This is a genomic window from Spirosoma sp. (assembly GCF_048594605.1).
In the GTDB taxonomy this organism is placed as follows: Bacteria; Bacteroidota; Bacteroidia; order Cytophagales; family Spirosomataceae; genus Spirosoma.
The window spans coordinates 1-23,215 of sequence record NZ_JBMDWV010000031.1 but is presented as its reverse complement, the minus strand read 5'-3'; the positions used below and the strand labels follow the sequence as shown (position 1 = coordinate 23,215).

The window sequence follows — 23,215 nt, the reverse complement described above, 5'->3', positions numbered from 1 at the left end:
TTTGTCCGAAAAGCGATCACCTGTCTTCTGAATCTTAACCTGTTGATGGAGTTGACCTGTGCTTCCACCAATAATGTTAACTTTAAGCGGTAGGTCTGAAGCTCGATCGGCTTCGACGGTAACAAAATCGGTTGCTGGGTTCGGAAATACACGTACGGCTTCTTCCAGGCTTTTTACACCTTCTACCGCCTTTCTTGCATTCGGTGCTACGTCTCCAGCTACAACGAACATAGGTGTTTCCGTAGCTGTAACCTGCACTTTGCCCTGAGTTGTATTGACGACCTGTACGTTCATATCGTTGCTGCCCGCTTTAGGCCGGTAAATCCGTGCCTGGGTCGCATTGCCCAGATCCAGTGTATACGTAGCAGTACGTCCGATTTCGTCCGGAACTACCAGCATGTAAGCCGATTTTCCATTCAATTCATACCGATCGACAATAGGGTCATTATGGATGGTTTCCTTGTAGCTGTATTCGCCGAAGAGCTTTTTCGTCTGGTACAGATAATCAGCCGCTGGCCGACGGGTCATGTTATCACCATTAGCCAATCCTGACGTGCCAAACATGCCACCCGTATTGTTATCATCGTAGAGTTGATAGAAAAACAGCTTCTCAATTCCCATTCGGGCGTAGAATAAAGATGTTCGCAAAATCCAGTCGCCCTGAGTTTCCAATGCCGATTTATTGCCAATAGGGATAGCACGTATCGGGCTGCCCTGATTGACGTCATAACCGGCTTCGGTTATCCAGACGGGCATATCGTACGACTGCCGGTGCGCGGTTTGCCGGAAATCATTGGCAATCTTATAAATTGGCGTTACTTCCGGAGCAGCTCCCCGAGTAGAGCTTCCGCTCTGCGACGAGGACGTATTGTCCGAATACATATGGTAGTTAATAATGTCCCAGCATAAGTCGACGCTACCATCTGGCTTATAACCCCGGTATTGCTTGCACCAGTCAATCATTCCTTTTACGTAGTCGGAGCCACTGGAAGCCGAGGCTAAGCCGCCAATCACAACCTTGATATTCGGGTCTGCATTTTTGACCCCTACGCCGGGGCCCATTGTATTTTTATGCCCGTCGTAAAACGCTGATAAGTTAGCTGCGTATTCGCGAGCCGTCTGATACGCTTTCCGGCCTTTCCACCACTTATCCCGTTCGTTTTCGCATTCAATATATTTGATCAGCCCCATCCCAATTTTGATGGTGTTTGGATTATCACCGGGCCAACGGGGAGTCGAATGAACGCTTAACAGCGCTGGATTGACATTCGTGTTACTTCCGTAACGAGCTATGTACTGAAAGCCTACTTTGGCTTGTTCAATGTATGAGTTCGGATCTAAAAAGTCCTTACCATACCGTAGTGGTACGTTTTCACCATCACGCTGATCTTCCGGATACGTATTGACAAGCCAGTCGGGAAGGGTTTTGATACAAGCAAGCACTTCAATGCCTTCCGCTTTGCAACGTTCATAAATAACGTCGTAATTCCAGCCGCCACTCATGGTCGGGTTATAAGAATAGCTGCCTTCGTCGGCTTCCAGCTTATGCCAGTCCATATAATGTCGAATACCAGAAAAGGCTTTTACGACATTCATTTTGTCTTCGTTGATTTGCCATGGTGAATTTCCGTCTTCAAAATTCCATTCGTAGGCATTTACGCCCAGCAAACCCTTCAGTTTTACTTCCTTGGCAGGTGTTGGCGTTGGCGTATAGGTAGGGGCTGTATAGGAGCCGTAAAGCTCCATCTCCGTTGGGAAAGCGCCCCAACTGTTTATCACCAGATAACGGGCTCCACTAATGGCCTGATCCAGCTTGAATCGGGCATTTCCATTCGTCGACCGATCGGGATAAGGCCCAACCCACACTCCGTACAGATTGCCGGTGAACGTAGCAATAGGAATACGTTCCCACTGACTATTAATAATCGACAGCGTCATCGGATTGGCCGAGAAATCACCGACAAAATCGTAAAACCGAATACTCTCGATCGTCATCGACTCACCGTCCTGCAACGGATAATAGGCATCATAGTGCGGTAAAACTTTTCCCCAGCCTGTTTCAACCGTTACGTTCGTGATACCGTCAAATAACCCTTCCAGCCCGTTGCTCACATTGGTTAACTGATACCAGCGTTTTGACTCAATGGGGATTTTCTTGTCAGCGGAGATAATGGACGATGCCCGAACCGACTGCGTACGTACTACGTTCTCGGCTGCCAGAAACGAGTTGGATGAAGCCTGAGAGGCTGTAATTGTCGCCGTTCCTGCTCCGGCAATTGTGGCTTTCCAGGCGCCGGTAGCGTTAGACACCGACACTACGGATGGGTCAGATGACGTAAACGTAACAGGCGTTTCGGAATTAGTGCTCGTTGCTACCAGATCAAACTCTCCATCGTCCGTGGTTTTTTCCGTTAAGTTAGCGAACGTAACAACAGCAGGAACCTTCACAATACCACCCTGAACTATACTGAACCAGTTGAAATTAAAGGTTCCGTGTACGGCATGAATACGTAACGCCTGACTGCCTGCACTCAACGTAGCGGTCGTATTGATGGTTGCCCAGCTCTGCCACCCACCCGTCCGGGGAACATCCACACTACCTAAAGTAGCACCCGCTTCTGAGCGGATTTCAATACGTCCGTTGCCATAACTATTCGCTATTCTGAAGTTGAATGTGTGTAAGCCCGCTGATGCTACGTTGACGTTGTACTCCATCCAGTCCCCATCATCGATATAGCCCAGGTTGTCACCACCCCCCTCATCACTGGTGGCTTCAGGCCGTACGTCCGTGGCCACGTCGAAGCTCTCGGCTTCCAGCCTGGCGGGAACCGGCCGACTTTCGGCCGCTTCGAACCAGTTGAAGTTCCAGTCCCCTTTGACCACCTGGATACGGAGCGTTTGAGCACCCGCACTCAGGTGAGCCGTTGTGCCGATGGTTTGCCAGCCCTGCCAGCCCCCCGTACGGGGCACCTGCACCGTGCTGAGCACCGTGCCGTTGGCCAGCCGCAGCTCAAACTTGGCGTAGTCGCTGTAGGCGTTGGCCACCCGGAAGCGGAAGGTATACACGCCGTTGTGGGGCACGTTCACCGCATAGTCCAGCCAGTCGCCATCGCTGATCTGGGTGATGTTCTGCCCACCGCCTGCGTCCTGAGTTGACTCTGTGTTGATACCTTGCATAGCTGTGTAAGCTTCCGCTTCGATTCGGGCGGGTAACGATGCATCTATCGGATAAGTTGATTCAGTACGTTCATAACTCTGACCTGTTTTATCAGGTGAGCTGGTGAACTGACCGACCACAAAAAATCCTAAAATGGTAATAATATTAAATGTAAAGTTCTTCATTTACCCGTTTTTTTAACTTAATAGTATCGAAAATTAGCCTATTATGATGTGATAAGTTAATTTTTGGATATTTATATATTAAAAGGTGGGCTATTTGGTTAGTTATAGTTTTATGGTTTATTTTCCTTTGAAATTGCCATTAACTTATAACCTTTACTAGTGTAATGCTCTTTTTTGTAAACATCGTTTATCTGCTTGTTGGCGGCTTCCTGGCCTTCAATGTACTCTACTTATTTGTGTCGGCTGTGGCAGGGCGAATAGGTAAAGCAGATGATACCTCTTCCGCAAACCCTGTTGATTACTTACGACGTATTGCTGTACTAATTCCGGCTTACAAAGAAGACGCTGTCATTTTGGGATCTGTTGTGGTTAATCTGCAACAGGATTACCCAGCTGACCGATACGACTTAATTGTGATTGCAGACTCTTTTCTGCCTGAAACCCTGGATAAGCTTGCTCAACATCCGATCAAGGTCGTGCCTGTTCATTTTGAGCAATCAACCGTTCAAAAATCCATTGCGTATGCTTTGAACTCATTACCAGAGAATACGTACGATATCGTCGTGATTTCTGATGCTGATAACCATATGGCCCCCGATTTCCTGCAACATATTAACCGGGCATTCAGTCGGGGCTGGCGAGTGGTTCAAGGCCACCGGACGGCAAAAAATACCAATACAAGCGTAGCTGTTTTCGATGCCATGAACGAAGAAATAAGTAACACTATCTTTCGGGCGGGGCAGCGGGTACTGGGGTTTTCAGCCTCATTAATCGGGTCAGGTATGGCTTTTGAGCCAACGTTGATGAAACGTGCCTTAAATCAGATTCAGACTGTCGGCGGTTACGATAAGGAACTAGAGATGCTATTGGTCATAAGCGGAGTTCGGATTGGGTATTTACAAAATGCGATTATTTACGACGAAAAAGTTCAAAATATTGCCGTATTCCAGCGGCAACGAACGCGGTGGGTGGCTGCCCAGCTTTACTTCATCAAAGCTTATTTCAAAACGGGTATTCAGCAACTGATTACTGGCAACGTGCAGGCTTTTAATACGTTCGTCAAGTCCCTGTTACTTCCCAGAATGATACTTCTGGCCGTTCTGGGCTTGTTTGCGCTCTTAAGTTTACTGATTGGTGGACAGGTGGTCGCGTTTGCCTGGGGACTGCTGGGCTTGTTAATAGCTAGCTTGTTACTGTCGATTCCAGCCTCGCTATTCCAGAAAATAACGGTACGCGACTTTTTTGTTCTCCCTGCTCTGATTTTCAGTATGTTCCGGTCGTTGCTCAACTATAAACAGGCGAGTAAAAAATTCCTGCATACCCCTCACGCCGAAACCCCTAAGCCGAACTGACTGATGGCCTGAGTGTCTGAACAGACAGGCTTATAAGGAGATTATGATCTGGAGCATAACGGAGAATACCAATACCCTATATACGTTGAAGTACTGTACGGTTTCGGCCGCTTGTTCAGTCGTTACCGGTTGGTAACCCGATTTGATATAACGTATCGCTACAATAAACTCAAGGACTAAGAGAGCAGGAAGCAAAAGTAAAATTTTCATGATCGTAGTACGCTGTTAGTGTTTAGACAGTTTGAATTTAGCAGGTACTTTGCGCCAACTCGCTTGCTTTTCGATGAACTGTAGAATTCCCGCGTTTTTTGGTAAAAAGTGCCGATAAATTAGTGAATAGCCCAACTGTTGTCCATAATTGGCTTCTATGTACTCTATAGATAAATATGTGTATAGTAAATGTGCCGTTTAATATATTTCCTACAATTGTATATTTTAAAACAAATCTCTATTTGTATAATGTTTACTTTTTATTTAAAGAAGTTCTTAATTGTGCCACTGAATATTCTTTATGAGCTTAGTCGCTCACATAACCTATGAAAGTTGAGGAGAGAGAGCTGTTAATTCAGTCGGTCAAACAGGAACGCGAAGCGCGTTTGAACGCTGAAAAAAAATTAGCAGAGAAGATTACGGAACTCAACGAAACAAAAAAACAATTTCAACTTCTGAACGAAAGCTTAACTCAACAGATACAGGAGAAGGTCCGTGAGTTACATCGTAGCGATCAGGAGTATCGTCAGTTAATTGAGTCGGTCCAGGATATAATCTATAAAGTAACGCCCCTGGATGGCACCTTCACATTTATCAGTCCGGTCGTTGAACGAATACTGGGATATACCGAAGACGAGCTATTAGGAAAACCTTACCTCACACTGGTACTGCCGGAATACCAAAACGCACTACATGAATTTTACAGGAGTATGCTACGCGAGCGGGTGGAAAACACGTATCGCGAGTTTCCGGTACGTTGCAAAGACGGCCATATAAAGTGGATCGGTCAAACGGTCCGCATGGTGACCAACGAAGACAATGCCCGCGAGTTAGTGGCTGTTGCCCGCGATGTGTCTGACCGTAAGAAAACCGAAGAAGCGCTGGTAAGTGCGCAAATTCGTCTGACAACGGTTATTTCCAGCTCGATATCCGCCGTCATGATAGAAGACGAAAATCAGGCTATTGTGTTGATCAATAGAGGTTTTTGCGAATTGTTCGGGCTGGATACCATGCCTATATCTCAGGACGGGCTAACCTCTACCATTTCATTCCGCCTGGTAGCACATTTGTTTGAGGAACCTGAAAAAGCACTTAACCGGATTGAAGAACTTCTGCAAAATCGACAAGTTGTGATTGGGGAGGACGTCTGCATGGCCGATGGCCGTCGGTTAGAGCGCGATTTTATTCCCGTGTTCCGCGATGGGAATTACATGGGCCATTTGTGGCGCTATACTGACGTAACAGAGAAATACCTAGCCCGCGAACAACTTCGCAAAAGCGAGGAGAAGTACCGGGGCATTATGAATAACATGGAACTTGGTTTGGTTGAAGTAGATAATAACCAGACTATTGTTCGTGCCTATGAGCGATTTGGACAGATGGTAGGTTACTCACCTGAAGAATTAATCGGGCAGAATATCTCTGATTTATTGCTTACTCCCGAGGGACGAAAAGTACTGGTTACACAGCAGAGTATTCGTGGGCAGGGCGTATCCTCATCGTATGAAATTCCGTTACGGCATAAAAATGGCCAGATTGTCTGGATGCTCATAAGCGGGGCGCCCATCATGGATGAGAACGGAAACATTGTTGGTTCGATCGGGATTCATTATAACCTCACTGAGCGGAAACAGCTGGAAATGGAGGTAGCGGAGGCCCATCGGCTAGCCGAAGAATCACGACAGGCTGAAAAGCAATTTCTGGCTAATATGAGTCACGAAATTCGTACGCCCCTGAATGCCATTATTGGAATGACGCACCTGCTGTACGATACCCGACCCAGTAAGGAGCAACTGGAATACATGGATATCATCCGGTCGTCGGCCGATTTTTTACACTCACTCATCTCCGATCTGCTCGATATGGCCAAAATAGAGGCCGGGCGTGTGGAAGTGAATCGGCAACCGTTCGATCTTACGGGTTTGCTACGTAGCCTTCAGAAAATATTCCAGATGCGGCTCCAGAAACGGAATATCAGCATGGATGTTATGCTGGATGCACGTATCACGGGTAAGTTCATCGGAGATGAACTAATGCTCAACCAGATTCTGCTAAATCTGCTCGGAAACGCAGAAAAGTTTACAGAAGAAGGGGCCGTTGTGCTTACCGCGCGAATTCGGAAAAAGGAAGCCGAACGAACCTGGATAGAATTTCAGGTGTCGGATACAGGTATCGGAATTCCGGGCGATAAGCTGGAGCGAATTTTTCAAAAATTCCGGCAGGTTAGTGCACATGGGCACAAGCACAAGGGTACAGGGCTCGGCTTATCCATTACTAAAGAACTGATCGAACTACAGGAAGGGACCATTTCGGTACGTAGTGAAGAAGGAGAGGGTACTACGTTTACCTTTACTATACCATACAAACAGGCAATAGCCGAAGAGAATCCGCCGAAAAACGATTCGGCAAAGGAAACGCTTGGTAAAGTTGAAAACATGAAGATTCTGGTAGCAGAAGATAACCTGATGAACCAGCGCTACGTTAGCGGCTTGTTGAAAAAATGGCGTGTTGACTTTACCATTGCTAATGATGGGCAACAGGCCGTAGAGCAGTGTCGGAAACAGAAATTTGACCTGGTGCTGATGGACATTCAAATGCCGGTGATGGATGGCTACGAAGCAACGATTGCTATTCGATCTATTGATAACCTTAACCAGCAGGTACCAATTATTGCACTGACGGCCTCTGCAATGCTGGATCAGAAGGAAATGGCCATGAAGGCAGGAATGAATGGGTTTTTGGCGAAACCTTTTTCTCCTGACAAATTGCTGGTATTTCTGAAACGATACGCTGAGGAGACGCAGCCAATGGACACAGAAGTTAGTGCTGTTGGGGACGCGCCCGCTGTTCAGTCACTGGATTATGATCGGCTTGCTGAATTATATGGTGATGATAGTGAATATGCCGCTATTATCTTTGAGACGTTTCTGGAAACCGTCGTACCAGATTTTGATACGTTAGACGGGTTAATCCAGAAACAACGCTGGGAGGAGGTTCGTCAGTTGGCGCATAGGCTGAAGCCTGGTTTAGGCATGGTTGGATTGTCGGATCTGGAAATCGTGATGAGCGAACTGGAAACAACAACAAAAACAGAGCCCGATCCGGCTGTTGTTGAAAAACTTTGGCAAACCTTTAGGGCTGAGTTTCCAAACCGACTTCCTTTATTACATACTCAATGGCAGAATTACTTGACAAAAAAATGAGCTATGCAACTAAAATGTATAGTAGTCGACGACGACTTAATATCGCGTAAATCGTTGCAACGTTTGTGCGAACAACACGAATCACTTAATCTGGTGGCCGTTTGTGAGGATGCAACGCAAGCCCTGAAGGTGTTGGGCGAAGAGGAAATCGACCTGATCTGGCTGGATGTGGAGATGCCCGTACTTTCTGGATTTGATTTGCTGGAACGTCTGCCGACGACTCCTCAGGTCATTCTGACAACCACTAAAACGGAATATGCATTTGAAGCTTTTCAGTATCAGGTGACGGACTATCTGAAAAAGCCTATTTCGTTGCCTCGGTTCAAATTGGCAGTTGAAAAAGTATTGGAAGCTGAAAGCCGTACGAAGAATGTCCGCTCCCAATCAGGCGATCAGAAGGCTATTTATGTGAAGGCCGAGGGACGGTACATTCGAATTTCGTACGATTCGATTCTTTACATTGAAAACATGGGCGACTATGTGAAAATCGTGACGACCAGTCAGACGTTTGTGGTTTATACGACCATGAAATCGCTGGAAGAAAAGCTGGGTACCCAATTTCTGCGCGTTCACCGATCGTACATTATTCACCTCGAAAAAATTGTTGACATCGAAGAAAGCAACCTCGTGGTAGCGTCTAAAGTGATTCCGATCAGCCGGGCTAATAAAGCCGAATTGATGAACCGTCTGAATCTGTTGTAAAACAAATCACTACGTTATCACTCATAGTTATTTGCAGCTATGAAATGATAACGTAGTGATTCCGGCAGATGACCATCCGCTATGGCGCTTCCGTTTGGCTGACCGTTTGCTCGTTGGTCAGTGACCAATTATTGTCGAAGAAACCGGCTTTGCGGATGCCCTTGATACCGTCGCGAAGCATGGTAAGGTCAAAAATCATAAAATCTGGAAAACCACTGCCGCCCGCAAAATACTGATTCGCATCCGCTGCTCTTAGGCCCTGAAGACCCGTTCCGGTAATAACGGCGACCGAAGCGGTTGGGCTGTCGGAACGAGGCCAGGTAAAATACGCACCGATGCTGTCGCCTGTATAGCGTTCCTTGCCGATCGTCAGTGCGCCCCGGCTTGCCTGAATCGGACACGTAGTGAGCAACTTCGACCACGCTCGGTTTGTGGTTGAATTACCGTATAAGATAACTCCACGATTGGGGTACTGGCCGGCAACAAATTCTTTATCAGTAATGATATCGACAGCTCCGTTGCCCCGATAATACCAGGTTTCAGCGTCGTAGCGAGCTTTATTGTAGGCCCAGTTGTTTTCATCTGCTGTGCCGGAGGTTCCATATACAAACACCATCCGGTTATTAAACGGCTCTTTGAACGTACCGTTTCGATGAGGGCCTTTTTGCTCGACAGTTGATTTCGACCCCACTTCCCACTGATCTTTCCGGGTAAGATACAACTTGTCAGAAGCGCTTTTAACTGTATGCGTGACAGCTTTTAAACTGTCGAGTGTAATAGTGATGGTCTCGCCAGCCTGAAAATCACTTAGATCGAAGCTTAGCAAATAAACATTCTGGGTGCTACCGCTGATGGTTTTGGCTTTTTTGTCGCGCTTCAGTTGCACGCGGCTAATTTGAAGTGGCTCAAGCTGCTGTTCTACGCTTAGCCAGCGCATCGATGACGATATAGCCGGATTTGTAGTTGAAAAATCGATGCTGTTAACCGCGCTATCGAGCGGAATCCGATGCTCCTGAAAATAATCGAATAAAGGTTTCCAGTCCACGCTTTCGTTGCCGTACCAGTGCGAACCGCCCGGATACTCATAATACGAAAAGTCTGGATGGAACGTAGCAAGCAGTTTGCGCATCTGACGAGCGTATTCGACGGATACAGTACGGTCGGCATCACCGTGTAGCACATACACACCCAGCGGTTTGTAGTTGGTTGCCAGCGCCAGTACGTTGCTGGGGTTACTGGCCCGTAGCAGCAGATTCTCCATAGGCGTACCACCTTCTGTTGGAATTTTGCCATCGTGCGAGCCATAATCAGCCAGGGTAGGATAGCCCGCGCAGGGCGCAATAGCCGCCCAGTTGCCGGGGAACGTAGCCCCCAGATACCAGGTGCCATGTCCGCCCATCGAGTGGCCAGTCAGATAAATGCGCTGAGTGTCAGGCTTATATTGTTTTTTACCGATGTTGAAAACCTCCAGCGCATCGAGTCGCCCCCAGTCTTCCCAGTTGAAACCGCGCGGGCGTCGGTTCGTCGGGGCAACCAATACTCCCCAGTCTTTAGGCTGATACGCGCGGGCCTGGCCACTGGCTTCCACGCCCGCGCCATGTACCGATAAGAACAGTGCGGGTGCTTTTCCGTTGGGTTTCTGCTGAGGGGCTACACCGTAATACTGAACGCTACCGTCGATATTACTGACAAACGTATGGTTCTGATGACTGAGCGGCTCTACCGCCGTAAGGGTTAGTTCTTTTTCATCGATGATCTTGCCGCTCTGGAGCAGACGCACCTGTGTTTTTACTTCACCTTTCTGCTGTACGCCCGACACATTCATTTGAAAGCCAACCTTGCGCGTAGTCATAGGGGCTACTGTCGGTACACTGACTGTCAATACTTTGCTCGCTAACTGACTTTGTATTTGCAGGCCTGTCAAGGGTTTGGATGAGGTGTTTATCACGACGATGGCCCCCCAAAGTGGTTCTTTCTGATTCCCCAGCACTACGTTCGGTAGCGTTGGGTCGTCGGTGTTCAGACTGACGGGTTTGGCCGGGAAGATTAACTCCGTCATTAAGCCCTGATAGCGGGAGAATTGTGAGGTTCGTACGTAAAATTCGTTACGTCCCTTTTTAAGCGTGACAGGTATGTAAAGCCAGCCACTGGCATACGGATCGCCCGCATGTGGAGCTCCGTTTACATACACCATGTTATGGCCAGTTGTATGCAGTAGCGCTGCCTGATCCCGGTCTGACTGATACGTCAGATACAAATACCCGTTATTGAAGGAACGTCCGCGAAATTTATGATCCTTGTCGGCTGAAACAGCCTGCCATTTTACATCCTGTGGACTGTCGGCCGAGAGGGCGTTACTTTCGGTGGGAGTTTGTAGCTTGTTTTGATAGAGTAAATAAGCCAACTGATCGGTGTACAGTGCTTCCCGCCCATAATGATGACACGGGCCTATAGCTAATCCCTGCGTGAAGGGATAAACGGACTGGGCGCGAGCAGCACAGGTAAACAGCAGGAAAATTCCCGCAGTCAGTAATTGCTTCATAACGTAACGTTGAGGAGAAGTAGAGGAAATCAATAATAGGTTCTTGTTAGTTGTTATAGGGTTATTGTTCGCCTATCAACTGTTTACTAGTATTTCGCGAAAATATCTTCCATGACGTAAGCATGTGTACCCAGCCATTTAGCGGTGCCATTCAACTGGGTTAGCTCAATGGTTAAATCATTGCGGAAGTCGCTCAGACAATATTTACTGATTGCCTGCTCAATGGTATTCAGAATAAAGCCAGCCGCATTCGTCAGAACCCCATCAATAATAATTACTTCAGGGTTGAACAAGTTGATTGCAATGGCAAGCCCTTTCCCTAGCTGAAAACCGGCTTCGTGCAGAATATCGATGGCGTACGAATCGCCCTGATGGGCCGCGTTAATGAGTTCATCAATATCGATCTGCTCCACCTGGTCTTTGAAAAACGCCAGTTTGGAAACCTGACCTGCCAGAATATCGCGTTGTACTCGTTGCACAAGCGCCGAAGCGGATGTAAACGTATTAAGGCAACCGATTTTACCACAATAACAGAGTTCTCCTTCCGGATCGACCTGAATGTGTCCTAACTCGCCTGCAAAACCGCTTGCTCCCTGGAAAACCTCGCCGTTGACGATAATACCCAGCCCCACGCCCCAGTCGATATTGATAGCGAGCACCTGTTTTTTACCCTGCGCTCCGCCAAACCGACTTTCGCCCAGCACGGTTGCTTTAGTATCGTTGATCAGACAAACAGGCTTGCCGATTTGGTCAGAAAACCATTTCGTAAGTGGTTCTTCTGTCTGATTCAGCTTTTTGTAGGTCAGATTGAGTCCACGACGCGAGTCGATCAGGCCGGGCATCGAAATACCTACGGCAATGACTTCCTCGTTCGGTATATGAGAATTGGCCAGCGTAGTCGAGAAATGATGAATAAGCGTAGTCAGGAACGTAGCATTATCGTCCAGCCGCAGATCGTAGTTGTCCTGAAACACAACGTTACGTTGCGCATCCATGAAAAGAATCTTCGTGTCATGAATACTGACGTCAATAACCGCTACGTAATGATGCTTCACATTAAGCCCAAAAAGAACCGGTCGTCGCCCGTTGTTGCCGACGGCTGTACCAATGGCCGTTACCCACTTCGTCTGGATCAGCTCATCAACCAAACTGGTTACTGAAGGAACGCTATTGTGCAGGAGACTCGCCAGGTTAGCCAGCGTGCATGTACCGTGAGTATACAGATGAGCCAGGACTTTTCGTTGCTTCTGGTTTTTCTTGTAATCAACTACTGATTGCAGGGGAGGTGATTCCTCTTCGAGAAGGCCCATTAATGAATTCATGAGGTACAGATGGGTAATAAAAGCATTAAGGTGAACTGTTAAAAAGGATAGGTATTATTCTGTAAAGAAATTTTTCTAAAAGAATTACTTTCAAGTATTTTCATAACGTATACGTATTATTTCGCTTGACAGCCTAAGTAAGACTACCTGGAAACTGCCGATTCGTCCAGGACAGCGTGTTTATTTAATTAATTATAGTATTTGGCAAAGTTTTTAAAAAAAAATATTAAATCAAGGTTAATGGTAAAATAAATTTACATTAATATTGTAATAAACTTCTTGTGCTTCAACTTTATCAAATCTATTTTATGGCAAAAGATTTACTCCGGCTTATTACCTTTTTGCTGGTAATAAGCACGCCCGCATTGGCTCAGACCATTTCGGGCAGGGTTACCACAACGACAGATGGCCAGCCTTTGCCGGGCGTTTCCATTGTGGTGAAAGGCTCTACGTCAGGTACTGTAACCGATGCAGATGGTAAATACAGCATTGCTGCTGCTGGTAACAGAACACTGGTTTTCTCCTTCATTGGTTACAAAACAAAAGAAATTGCTGTTGAAAATCGGTCAGCAGTAGACGTTACGATGGACGAAGATGCGTCCATGATCAACGAAGTTGTTGTAACAGCTTTAGGTATCAAGAAAGAAGAACGCGCTCTGGGTTATGCTACTGCCGTTGTCAACAACGAAGCCTTGGTTAAAACAGCCTCGCCAAACTTTGCCAACGTGTTATACGGAAAAGCACCGGGCGTATCCATCAATGCTACGCCAGGTGGTGCTACCAGTGGGGTTAGTATCAACATTCGGGGTTTTTCGTCGATCACGGGAAACACACAGCCGCTGATCGTGATGGATGGTATCCCCATTCGGAACGGCGAAGCCCGAAACACCGACTACTGGGGTGACCAGCGCATTCGTGGTAACGGCCTTCTGGATCTGAACCCTGCCGATATTGAGAACATCTCGATTCTGAAAGGTGCTTCGGCGGCTGCCCTGTACGGTTCTGAAGCTGTAAACGGCGTTGTACTCGTAACAACCAAAAGTGGTAAAGGCCGTAAAGGTCTGGGTGTTGATTTCAGCGCCAGCTATAGCGTTGATAATATTGCTTATCTGCCCCGCTACCAGAATGTTAGAGGTCCAGGTTATATGCTGAACTATTCGAATGGTGGACAGGATGCTAATGGCTTCATTTACTACGACACTAATGGCGACGGCAAAGGCGATACTCGTGGTTTGCTGGGTGCTACGGTTAACTTTGGGCCGAAATTCGATGGTCAGCCGATTATGTCGTTCGACGGTAAAATCCGGCCCTATTCACCATCAGGAAATAGCTACGCTGATCTGTTCCAGAACGCCAACAGTGCGATGATCAACCTGGCCATTTCGAAGTCGCTGGACAAAGGAAACCTTCGTTTCTCGTACACGCGCCAGGACAACGGCATGATCAGCTATAACTCGAAGAACGAAAAGAACATCATGAACCTGAGTGCGAGCTTTAACCTTCATCCAAAGCTGCAAACGGATCTGATGGTCAATTACGTAAACCAGTATACGCACAACCGTCCGTTCAAGGTGGATCGTATGATCAACAACTTCACGGGGATGATGAACCGGTTTGAAGCGGCCGACTGGTATTTCAATACGTATCAGACGAGTCTGGGCTACAAATACGTAACGGGAACGAACCAAAGCCTGACACCAAACGAAAACATTATTCGGAACGGTTTCAAATCGGATATCGCTGATTACGTATGGAGCACACGGGCCAACACGTATGATGAGTACAGCAACCGGATTATTGCCAGCCTGACACAAAGCTGGGATATTCTGAGTAACCTGAAATTGAGAGGCCGACTCGGAACCGACTTTACGTCGGAACGGCTCGAAGACCGCCAACGTAGCGATAGGCCACTGGCATTTGGTTACTCAGGCTATTTCGGTATGAGCAACAATATCTACAACAACTTCTACGGCGAAGCGCTGCTGACGTACACGAAAAAGTTGAACGAGGACATTACACTTACGGCAATGGGCGGCTATAATGGCTACCAGCAACTCAACACGATGATGAAGCGTGAAACCAATGGTGGCCTGAGTACGGAGAATTTCTACGACGTAGCGGCTTCGGTAAATACGCCAACCGGAGGCAGAATCGGAGTTGATAATGCACGCGTGCGCTGGGTTCGGGATGCTGTGCTGGGAACGCTGAATTTCAACTTTAAAGACATCGTTTACGTAGAAGGAACCGTTCGGAGAGACCGCACATCAACACTGGCACCGGGCAACAACGCTTTCGTTTACCCGTCCGTCAATTCTTCGTTTGTATTCAGCGATCTGTTCCGCTTGCCAACGGCTATCAGCTACGCAAAACTACGGGCATCGTGGGGCGTTGTGGGTAACTACCCAGAAATCTATCGGGCTAACAATGCCTATTCGCAGGGCAGCCTGAGTTTACAGCAAGCTGGCGGAAGCTCCGTATTATACACAACCATCAGCAGCGACTATGGTAACGACAAAATTCGCCCTGAACAGAAGCGCGAATTTGAAGTAGGTCTGGAAACCCGCTTATTCAAAAACCGGTTCCGTGTCGATCTGTCGTATTATAATGCGCAAATCGTCGATCAGATCCTGCCGTTGACGATTGGTGCCAGTTCGGGTGCCCGGACCATTCTGGCAAACATCGGTACGTTACGGAACCAGGGTGTAGAGTTAGCTCTGAACGTATCACCAATACAAGCCCAGAGCCTCAATGGTTTCAACTGGGATCTCACCCTGAACCTGGCGCGTAACAGCAATTAAGTTGAGAAACTGACCAACAATTCGACCGAACTGTTACATGCTGATTACGATGGTAACGCGGCACAGCTACGTTCGACTGTTGGACAACCAATGGGAGACATCTACGCCCACGGAATCCTGAAAGATGCGAACGGGCAGAACGTAGTAGGTCCGAACGGCCTCTATCAGTTAGATGCTAACAACTGGATTAAAGTAGGTAATGCAATGCCGAAACTGACCGGTGGTTTGCTAAACACCTTTAGCTTCAAAGGCTTTACGCTGGACGTAGTAACTGACTTCCGTGTGGGTGGACATATCATGCCAACCGGCATTAACTGGATGACCTCAAGAGGTTTGACGGAGGAGAGCCTGACGGCTATGGATGCTGAACACGGTGGCCTTCGGTATTATAAAGACGCGAACGGAAAAGGTATTGCCACAACAGGGAATGCCGGACCTAATGGCGAAGCCGTCTACAATGATGGTATGCTGATGGATGGCGTACTGTCTACTGGTGAGAAAAATGCCAACATCGTGTCGCAGGCTACGTACTACAACGCTACGTATAACTGGGGCGGCCCGCAGTATGGTAATGCACGCTACGAACTGTACGTAAAAGAAAATACGTACATCAAAATGCGGGAGCTTTCGCTGGGCTATCGCATTCCGGCCAGCATTACCCGCAAAATCGGTACGCAGAACCTGACCCTGTCAGTATTTGGTCGTAACCTGTTCTTCATCTATCGCACGATTAAAGACATCGATGCTGAACAGACCAATTCAAGTACCCGCTGGACCGAAAACATCAACAACGCTGGTAACAGCCCGGCGTTCCGGACAATGGGGGTAATGTTACGTGCCAGTTTCTAATCTTAACACAATCATGAAAATGAAAAAAATATCATTCCTGGTTTTGTCAGGACTCTTACTGGCGAATGTGTCGTGTAAGGAAGCTGAATTTACAGAGGCTTATCCCGACCCTTCCAAAATTTCTCAGACAACCGTTGAAAAGCAGTTTACGGGGGTTCTATACACCAACAGAGATTATGTACTTCCGGGTTATGGGCTCTATTTTGTTACCCTGAGAACTTCCCTGAACCGGTATAACCAGGCAACAGGCTGGATTAACGAAACAGGGCAGTACGTTCCAGGTTCTGCAGGTGTGAGCGATTTGTGGTATAACTATTATAATACCCTGGCTCAATATCGTGAGCTGCAGAAAGTGTATGCATCGATACCGGCGGATCAGCAGAAAGATCGGAGAATATTCATGCTGGCAGCAGCTGTTTATATGTACGATTACACCGAAAAAATAGTCGATCTTTTCGGAGCTGTTCCGTTCACTCAGGCGGGTTTGTTGAGTACTAATGGGGGCGATTACCTGGCGTCTAACGCAAAATTCGATACGGCCGAGAGCATTTATACGTTCATGCTGGACGATCTGAAAAGTATCGCTACTGAATTGAACGGGATCACTCTCAACGCCGGTTACCAGAAGTCGTTCCAGACGCAGGATTTCGTAAACAAGGGCGATATAACCCTTTGGAAGCGTTATGCCAACTCGCTTCGGGTACGGATGCTAAACCGGGTGTCGGATGTGGAGAGCTTTAAGGCTCGGTCAAATGCGGAGATAGCTGAAATATTAGGCAACTCGACTACCTATCCGATTGTCGAAACCAATGCTCAGAATATCCAGGTGAATGTTTATGACATCAACACCGACATTAACTCGAAGGGTTTTCAGGGGGGTATCGCGTCAACGGATGGCAACTGGTTTGGTAACACAGCTGGTAAAGCCATCATTGACAACATGAATGCCAATAAAGATCCCCGTCTGCCAATCCTGTTTGAGCCAGGAGCCAATGCGGTAGGAAAATACATTGGTATTGATCCGGTAGGTACAGAAGCCTCACAAACGGCTTTATACAATGGCGGTCAGGTGGCTATCTATAACCGGTATACGCTGAGCCATAACCAGTTCTTCCCCGGCGTCCTGATCAATGCCCCGCAAATGAATTTAATTAAAGCGGAGTATTATTTGAGAACGGGTAACGACGCATCGGCGAAAACCGCCTACGAAACAGCTATTGGTCAATCGGTTGAATTCTATAATGGAATTTTAGCGCGTACCAACGCTACGGGTATTACGGGAGCTACTATACCTACGCCAGCAACACCTGCATCCATTACGGCTTACATTGCCGGACCAGGTGTAAACTGGAGCAGTGCTACCAACAATACTGACAAACTGAAGCTGATTGCTACCCAGAAATGGCTGCATTACAACCTGGTTCAGCCTTTTGAAAACTGGGCCGACATCCGCCGGCTGGATTATCCGGTGCTGAGCTTCCAGGTTGATAACGCGAACAACCAAACGTTACCGCCTGTTCGGTACACGATTCCTGGCAACGAAATCACGTACAACACCGCAAATTATGAAGCTGTACGATCAACTGATAACCTCAAAAACAAGGTTTTCTGGGATGTGAAATAAACGCAGTGAATTGAAAATTAGGTTTTTAATTTGGTAAAACGTAAAAGAGGCCGACCGGTTGGTTTGCCTCTTTTTGTTTGGCTGGCAGCCGGTCATTTACCCTGATTCTCCAGCACCAATAGTTGTGGAAAGGATGTAAGGCCTTGCGTGAGAAGCTGCATCATTTCGCCGACGGTGTGAAAATAAGAACCCAGTACAACGTCAATATCGCCATCCTGATCGAAGTCGGCGGCTTCCATTGTCAGCCATTTCCCGCTGGCGGCTTCCGGCGTACTGAAGGGTTTGAAAGCCAGCTTGCCTTCGTTGGAAAAATAAAGAAAATTCTGTTCCGGCTGGGCCAGAGTCACGTAAAAGGACGTAGCGGCAAAGTCCAGATCGCCATCCTTATCGAAATCGCGGGCAACGGCTTTACTGGCTCCATACATCGGAAAAAACCAGGCTTCCTTAAAATTATCCTTCCGGTCGTTCAGGTAAATGCGTACGCCGTGGTAATTTTTGTTGGTGGCCGAATAATCCCAGTTATCGCCGTTGGTCAGCAGAATATCGGGAAAGCCATCCTTGTTGAAATCCGCCAATTCGAAATAACTGGACCCAAATACGGGTGAGAAACGTAGCACTGTTTTTTCGGAAAATCGACCGTTCCCCTGGTTGTAAAAAATAGAAATCTCTTCCCGCGCCTGTGCCATCAGCACCATAATGTCAGGCTTTTTATCGCGATTAAAATCGGCAATTTCAACACGCCGGGCACCTGGAAACGCTTTGAGAACATGTTCTTTGGTTGGCTCGAAACCGTCGTACCAGAACAGTTTTCCCGCATTATTTCCGAATCCACAAACCACTACGTCCTCTTTTCCGTCAGCGTTGAGGTCGCTGGCGGCAAACTGAACTGGTCGGGGTAATTCTTTGATATTAATGGGAGAGGAGCCGGATTTTGCTGATCGTTCAAGCGTCATGAGTCGGCCCAAATGCTGATCCGATGGGCTAAAAATGCCAATCGTAAGCAATCGGGGAGCCGCATTTTTAGGAAAGTCTATATCGGTCGGGGGCGTATCAATCCACCACGTATCGCTTGGCTGAAACGATCTGTCGAGTACATATAACGCATTCTGCGCATCACCAACATAGAGTTGGCCCTTGTTTGTGTCATATTTCAACAACGTTGTTTGCGGTACGGGCTTGTCGCTTAGCGTTACGGCTTTTGGCTTAAATAGCGGGAGTTGATTGGTTATAGACGCGTGTGGTTTTTGCGGCAGAGGTTCGTTGGGAGCGCTACGTTCGTAATAGCTGACAAGTTTGTTCCAGTCGCTACGGGAAATAGCTGCCGTTTCAGGGTATACGTTTAGCTGACGAATCGCTTGCTCTTCTTCGGGCGAGAGTGCTTTTAGCGTATCCTGCCCAGCCAGTTCAAGACCAAGCCGCATGGCCATATTGGGCAGAACACCCGTAACCCATGTTTTTTTATCGAGTAAATCGGGTTCGGGAAAAAGATGGCAACTGCTGCAATAACGTAGCGCCAACTGTCGGCCAGCCGCGAGCGAATCACTTGTCGACGTAGCAGACGGGGTATTCGTTTCGAGGCTGGTAAACGAGGCTATTCCCAACGTACCAAATACAACAACCAGACCAATTTTAAGCGGGGACATTATGATAAAAACGTTGACGAACTAAACAGGCTTACGTTCTCTAAAGATAGTGAACGTAAGCCAGAGTCCATCAGGCCGAGTAGCCTCGCGTTTCTACTTCCTGCACAGCCTCTCCCGTTAGTTCGTCCAGAAACTGATCATGCGTCATGGGTTTGGAGAACATTGGAAAATTCTTCGTGCAGGCAAATTTCTGCTCTTCTTCGCTCAACGTAGCCGTACAGTCGGTCAACGTAACGACTTCAAATCCTTTTTCATAGCCGGACCGCATTGTCGATTCCACGCAGCAATTGGTCAGAAAACCGCCGAGCGCAATGGTTTCGATGCCTTTGCTACGTAGTATGAAATCCAGATTCGTGCTGGCGAACGCGTCTAAACCACGTTTTCCTTCCAGCACAATATCGCCGGATTGCGGAGCAACATCATCGACAATCTCAACGCCCCATGAGCCTTTCCGAAAGGATTGGCTATCGACCACGCCTTTCAGAATGCCATACGGATGCTTCGTAATTTCGAAATAGCCTTCCTGAAAACTGATTGGCGAGTGAATAATAACGGCTCCGGCTTTGCGGGCTTTCTGCACCAGATCGACCGTGTTTTGCAGCATATTGGTGGATTCCATTACACCTTTTACAGCTTCGTGTAATGTACCGCCCGGCGACGTAAAATCATGTTGATACTCGATCAGAACAACGGCTGTTTTTTGCGGATTCATGACGGGTTTGTTTTATGATTCACTACGTAGCAAAGCACCACTGTACACTGGTTTACTCCAACGCCTGATAAACGGCGATGCGGAATTTTTTCACGAAATCGCTGTAGTAGGCATACGGCTGTACGTTCGTGAAAATGAGTAGAATCAGGTCTTCTTTCGGGTCAATCGTGAATTCTGAACAATACATACCGCTCCAGTTGAACGAGCCCGGCGACGCCTGATCACCATAGTGCGAGTTTTCGGTAATCAGCATAAACCCAAGCCCGAATTTGTCTTTGCGGTCCCAGACTTCGGCAGCCCCGATTTGGTTACGTAGCATCATGTCAATGGTTTTCCGTCCCAGAATCCGCTTGTTGTTGAACGTACCGCCGTTCAGCAGCATCTGACAAAATCTGGCGTAATCTTCTGCCGAACTAATTAGCCCTGCACCGCCTGAGAAAAACGTTTTCGCACCCGACGTAGCCGAGTGACGATACGTATCATTGGTGTGTAACGTTAGCGGTTTGTCCATACTTGCTTTGCTGTACAATTCCACCAGACGACTTGCTTTATTGTCGGGCAAATAGAAATACGTATCGTTCATGCCCAGCGGGTCGAGGACGCGCTCCCGCATTGCTACGTCGAGCGGTTTTCCCGAAAGAATTTCAACCAGTCGGCCAATAACATCAATATTCAGACCATAGGTGAAACCTGCACCGGTGGAGTCCGTACCTGGGTCACGTAGCAACGGACGTTTCGCCAGTTTGTTGATGACATCTTCGAGTTTGTCGGGATCGGTTGAATTGAAAAACGGAATCTTGAATTCTGGACGTTTGTCGAGCGGATGCTCATAGGGAATACCCGCGTTGTGGCTAATAAGTTGCCGAATCGTAATATCGCTCTTCGCCAGGCGGGTTTCGTAGTTGCCGCCAACCGGGTCATTTTTATCGTATTTGACCAGCACTTTCGGATTCTTGAAAGCCGGAATGTATTTCGAAATTGGGTCGTCGAGCAGAAATTTCTCTTCCTCAAACAGTGTCATCAACGTAACAGTCGTAATCGCTTTTGTTTGAGAAGCAATGCGGTATAGGTCGTCGCGTTTTATCGGTGTTTTTTTCTCCAGATTGCTGTATCCGAACGCTTTATGATGCACAACTTTTCCCCGGCGTGCCACAAACGTAACGGCATTTGGCGCAATTCCCTGATCGATCAAACCTTGCAGCCACGTATCCAGTCGTTTCAGGCGCTCAGCCGAAAAACCGGCTTCAGCAACCGATTTAGGTGTCGCAAAAGCCTGTGGTGCGTTTGACTGAGCGAGGAGGGTATTGGTTAAAAGCAGAATCGGTATAAGGAAACGTACAGTCATTATTAGCGATTGTGAAAAGCTGGCGATTGTACCTAAAAATCATAAACCGTAGGATTCTACTACCTCCAGTTCCACGCAACGATTACCCACGTTTCGCCAATTGCCGGGTCATAAAATTCATGAATAGATCCGAACCCGACGCGGGCATGGGCACGTAGTGAGCGCATATTGTTGGCTGAAATATCCGTAATCAATAACTGATACCGGTTGCCATATACTTCCCGATGATGCTGATACATTCGGTCGAAAAGCTGCTGCCCTCGATACCCTTCCGCTACACAAATTTGGCCCATTACGTACCACTGATACGTCTGAATTGATTTTTCCTGATACGTCAATGTATCAATCAGGTTGAAAAGAGGTAGTAGTTCGGGTACGTCGGAGCCAAACTCAGGAAGCATGGTAAGGGCATAGCCAACTACCGTATCACCATCTTTGGCAATAATGCTCGGTGCCGCCTGATTCATACGTAGCAATACGTTCGGGTCGTGCTCAACCGTAACAAACCCCTGATCGAGCTGCACTGAAGGCGGCACGTTTTTACGAAGATTGGCCTGTTGCAGCGTCAAAATTCCCTGCACGTCGGCTTCAGATTGAACAGTGGTAATAAGCATAAACGGGAGAGGAAAAGGCAGAAGGGAGAAAGCAGACGAAATCGGAATACGCATTCTCTCTATTCTATTCTGCCTTCTGCCTAATTCATTTTAACACATTTCTTTAAAAAAGCAGAGTCTACTTCGGCACCAATACCGGGCGTTTCGGGCAGGTCGATCTGGTAATGGTTGGTGTACGTAATACCGCCGTGAATAGGATCATCGGCATGTTCAAAACAAGCGTCCAGATCATAGAAACGAACATTTTGGCGGGCCGATGCAAAATGAGCCTTAGCCGTAAGTGCCAGCCGCGATTCCGACATGCAGCCAATCATACACGGAATTCCAGCCGCTTCGGCAATCGCATTGATTTTGAGGGCTTCAAAAATGCCCCCACTTTTCGAGAGTTTGATGTTGAAGTAATCAACCGCTTCTTCGCGTACGAGTCGGATGGCGTCAGTGGAATCGAACAGGCTTTCGTCGGCCATAATCGGTACGTGCGTACGTTGCCGGATTTGCCGCAGTCCCGCAATGTTGTGGCGTTTGATGGGTTGTTCACAATACTGCACGTTCCAGCCGCCAATGGCACGTAGCACACCCGACGCCGTCACTACGTCCCAACCCTGATTGGCATCGGTTCGGATGGGAGTTTCGTCGCCGATGGCGGTACGTATCGCTTCAATACGATTAATGTCATCACGCAGGTTGGTACCCAGTTTTACTTTGATGGCTTCGGCGCCTTGTTGCTTGATGCGTAATGCATCTTCAACCATGCGTTCGGGCGTATTGATGTAAATCGTTTCGTCGGTAACGAGCGTTCGTTTCGAGCCACCCAGAAATTGATACAAGGGCATATTAGCCGCTTTGGCCGCCAGATCGTACAGGGCCATATCGAAGGCTGAGCGCGTTGTAACATGACCCGGCAAATAGCGAATTAACGTAGTGAGGCAGCCTTCAATATCGAGCGGATTTTTACTG

General features: G+C 47.7%; 15 protein-coding genes. 6 read left to right on the top strand and 9 right to left on the bottom strand.

Annotation, left to right across the window (positions count from 1 at the left end; genetic code table 11):
• Window positions 1-3,342, bottom strand: a 3,342-nt coding sequence (locus ACOJS8_RS01620) for a carbohydrate-binding protein (protein WP_420146778.1), incomplete at its 3' end; no start/stop codon positions are given.
• Window positions 3,343-3,506: 164 nt separating this feature from the next.
• Here ACOJS8_RS01620 and ACOJS8_RS01615 point away from each other — a divergent pair.
• On the top strand, window positions 3,507-4,694 hold the full coding sequence (locus ACOJS8_RS01615) for a glycosyltransferase (RefSeq protein WP_420146777.1): 1,188 nt from the start codon (window positions 3,507-3,509) through the stop codon (window positions 4,692-4,694).
• 30 nt (window positions 4,695-4,724) lie between these two features.
• Here the strand turns inward: ACOJS8_RS01615 and ACOJS8_RS01610 are convergent, their stop codons facing one another.
• The gene (locus tag ACOJS8_RS01610) at window positions 4,725-4,904 is read right to left on the bottom strand and encodes a hypothetical protein (RefSeq protein ID WP_420146776.1); all 180 of its coding nucleotides are present in this window, start codon (window positions 4,902-4,904) and stop codon (window positions 4,725-4,727) included.
• Window positions 4,905-5,230: 326 nt separating this feature from the next.
• Here ACOJS8_RS01610 and ACOJS8_RS01605 point away from each other — a divergent pair, with 326 nt between their 5' ends.
• On the top strand, window positions 5,231-8,107 hold the full coding sequence (locus ACOJS8_RS01605; RefSeq protein WP_420146775.1) for a PAS domain S-box protein: 2,877 nt from the start codon (window positions 5,231-5,233) through the stop codon (window positions 8,105-8,107).
• Between the two features lie 3 nt (window positions 8,108-8,110).
• Window positions 8,111-8,809, top strand: coding sequence for a LytR/AlgR family response regulator transcription factor (locus ACOJS8_RS01600; protein WP_420146774.1), 699 nt, complete (start codon window positions 8,111-8,113; stop codon window positions 8,807-8,809).
• Window positions 8,810-8,888: 79 nt separating this feature from the next.
• On the opposite strand, the gene ACOJS8_RS01595 is transcribed toward ACOJS8_RS01600, so the two are convergent.
• Both ACOJS8_RS01595 and ACOJS8_RS01590 read right to left on the bottom strand, forming a co-directional pair.
• On the bottom strand, window positions 8,889-11,351 hold the full coding sequence (locus tag ACOJS8_RS01595; protein ID WP_420146773.1) for a prolyl oligopeptidase family serine peptidase: 2,463 nt from the start codon (window positions 11,349-11,351) through the stop codon (window positions 8,889-8,891).
• Between the two features lie 86 nt (window positions 11,352-11,437).
• Complete coding sequence (locus tag ACOJS8_RS01590) at window positions 11,438-12,673, bottom strand: ROK family transcriptional regulator (protein WP_420146772.1); 1,236 nt, start codon at window positions 12,671-12,673, stop codon at window positions 11,438-11,440.
• Between the two features lie 308 nt (window positions 12,674-12,981).
• Between ACOJS8_RS01590 and ACOJS8_RS01585 the strand changes: the two genes are divergently transcribed.
• From ACOJS8_RS01585 to ACOJS8_RS01575, 3 genes are all read left to right on the top strand, one after another.
• On the top strand, window positions 12,982-15,471 hold the full coding sequence (locus tag ACOJS8_RS01585) for a SusC/RagA family TonB-linked outer membrane protein (RefSeq protein ID WP_420146771.1): 2,490 nt from the start codon (window positions 12,982-12,984) through the stop codon (window positions 15,469-15,471).
• A gap of 90 nt (window positions 15,472-15,561) precedes the next feature.
• Window positions 15,562-16,320 (top strand): hypothetical protein, encoded by a 759-nt coding sequence (locus ACOJS8_RS01580; RefSeq protein ID WP_420146770.1) that lies wholly within the window; start codon window positions 15,562-15,564, stop codon window positions 16,318-16,320.
• A gap of 19 nt (window positions 16,321-16,339) precedes the next feature.
• The gene (locus ACOJS8_RS01575; RefSeq protein WP_420146769.1) at window positions 16,340-17,944 is read left to right on the top strand and encodes a SusD/RagB family nutrient-binding outer membrane lipoprotein; all 1,605 of its coding nucleotides are present in this window, start codon (window positions 16,340-16,342) and stop codon (window positions 17,942-17,944) included.
• A gap of 92 nt (window positions 17,945-18,036) precedes the next feature.
• Here the strand turns inward: ACOJS8_RS01575 and ACOJS8_RS01570 are convergent, their stop codons facing one another.
• From ACOJS8_RS01570 to ACOJS8_RS01550, 5 genes are all read right to left on the bottom strand, one after another.
• On the bottom strand, window positions 18,037-19,587 hold the full coding sequence (locus tag ACOJS8_RS01570) for an FG-GAP repeat domain-containing protein (protein ID WP_420146768.1): 1,551 nt from the start codon (window positions 19,585-19,587) through the stop codon (window positions 18,037-18,039).
• A gap of 70 nt (window positions 19,588-19,657) precedes the next feature.
• On the bottom strand, window positions 19,658-20,299 hold the full coding sequence (locus tag ACOJS8_RS01565; protein WP_420146767.1) for a cysteine hydrolase: 642 nt from the start codon (window positions 20,297-20,299) through the stop codon (window positions 19,658-19,660).
• Window positions 20,300-20,351: 52 nt separating this feature from the next.
• Window positions 20,352-21,644, bottom strand: coding sequence for a serine hydrolase domain-containing protein (locus ACOJS8_RS01560; RefSeq protein ID WP_420146766.1), 1,293 nt, complete (start codon window positions 21,642-21,644; stop codon window positions 20,352-20,354).
• 59 nt (window positions 21,645-21,703) lie between these two features.
• On the bottom strand, window positions 21,704-22,258 hold the full coding sequence (locus ACOJS8_RS01555; protein ID WP_420146765.1) for a GNAT family N-acetyltransferase: 555 nt from the start codon (window positions 22,256-22,258) through the stop codon (window positions 21,704-21,706).
• Window positions 22,259-22,338: 80 nt separating this feature from the next.
• The coding region (locus ACOJS8_RS01550; protein ID WP_420146764.1) for a mandelate racemase/muconate lactonizing enzyme family protein at window positions 22,339-23,215 on the bottom strand (877 nt) is incomplete at its 5' end.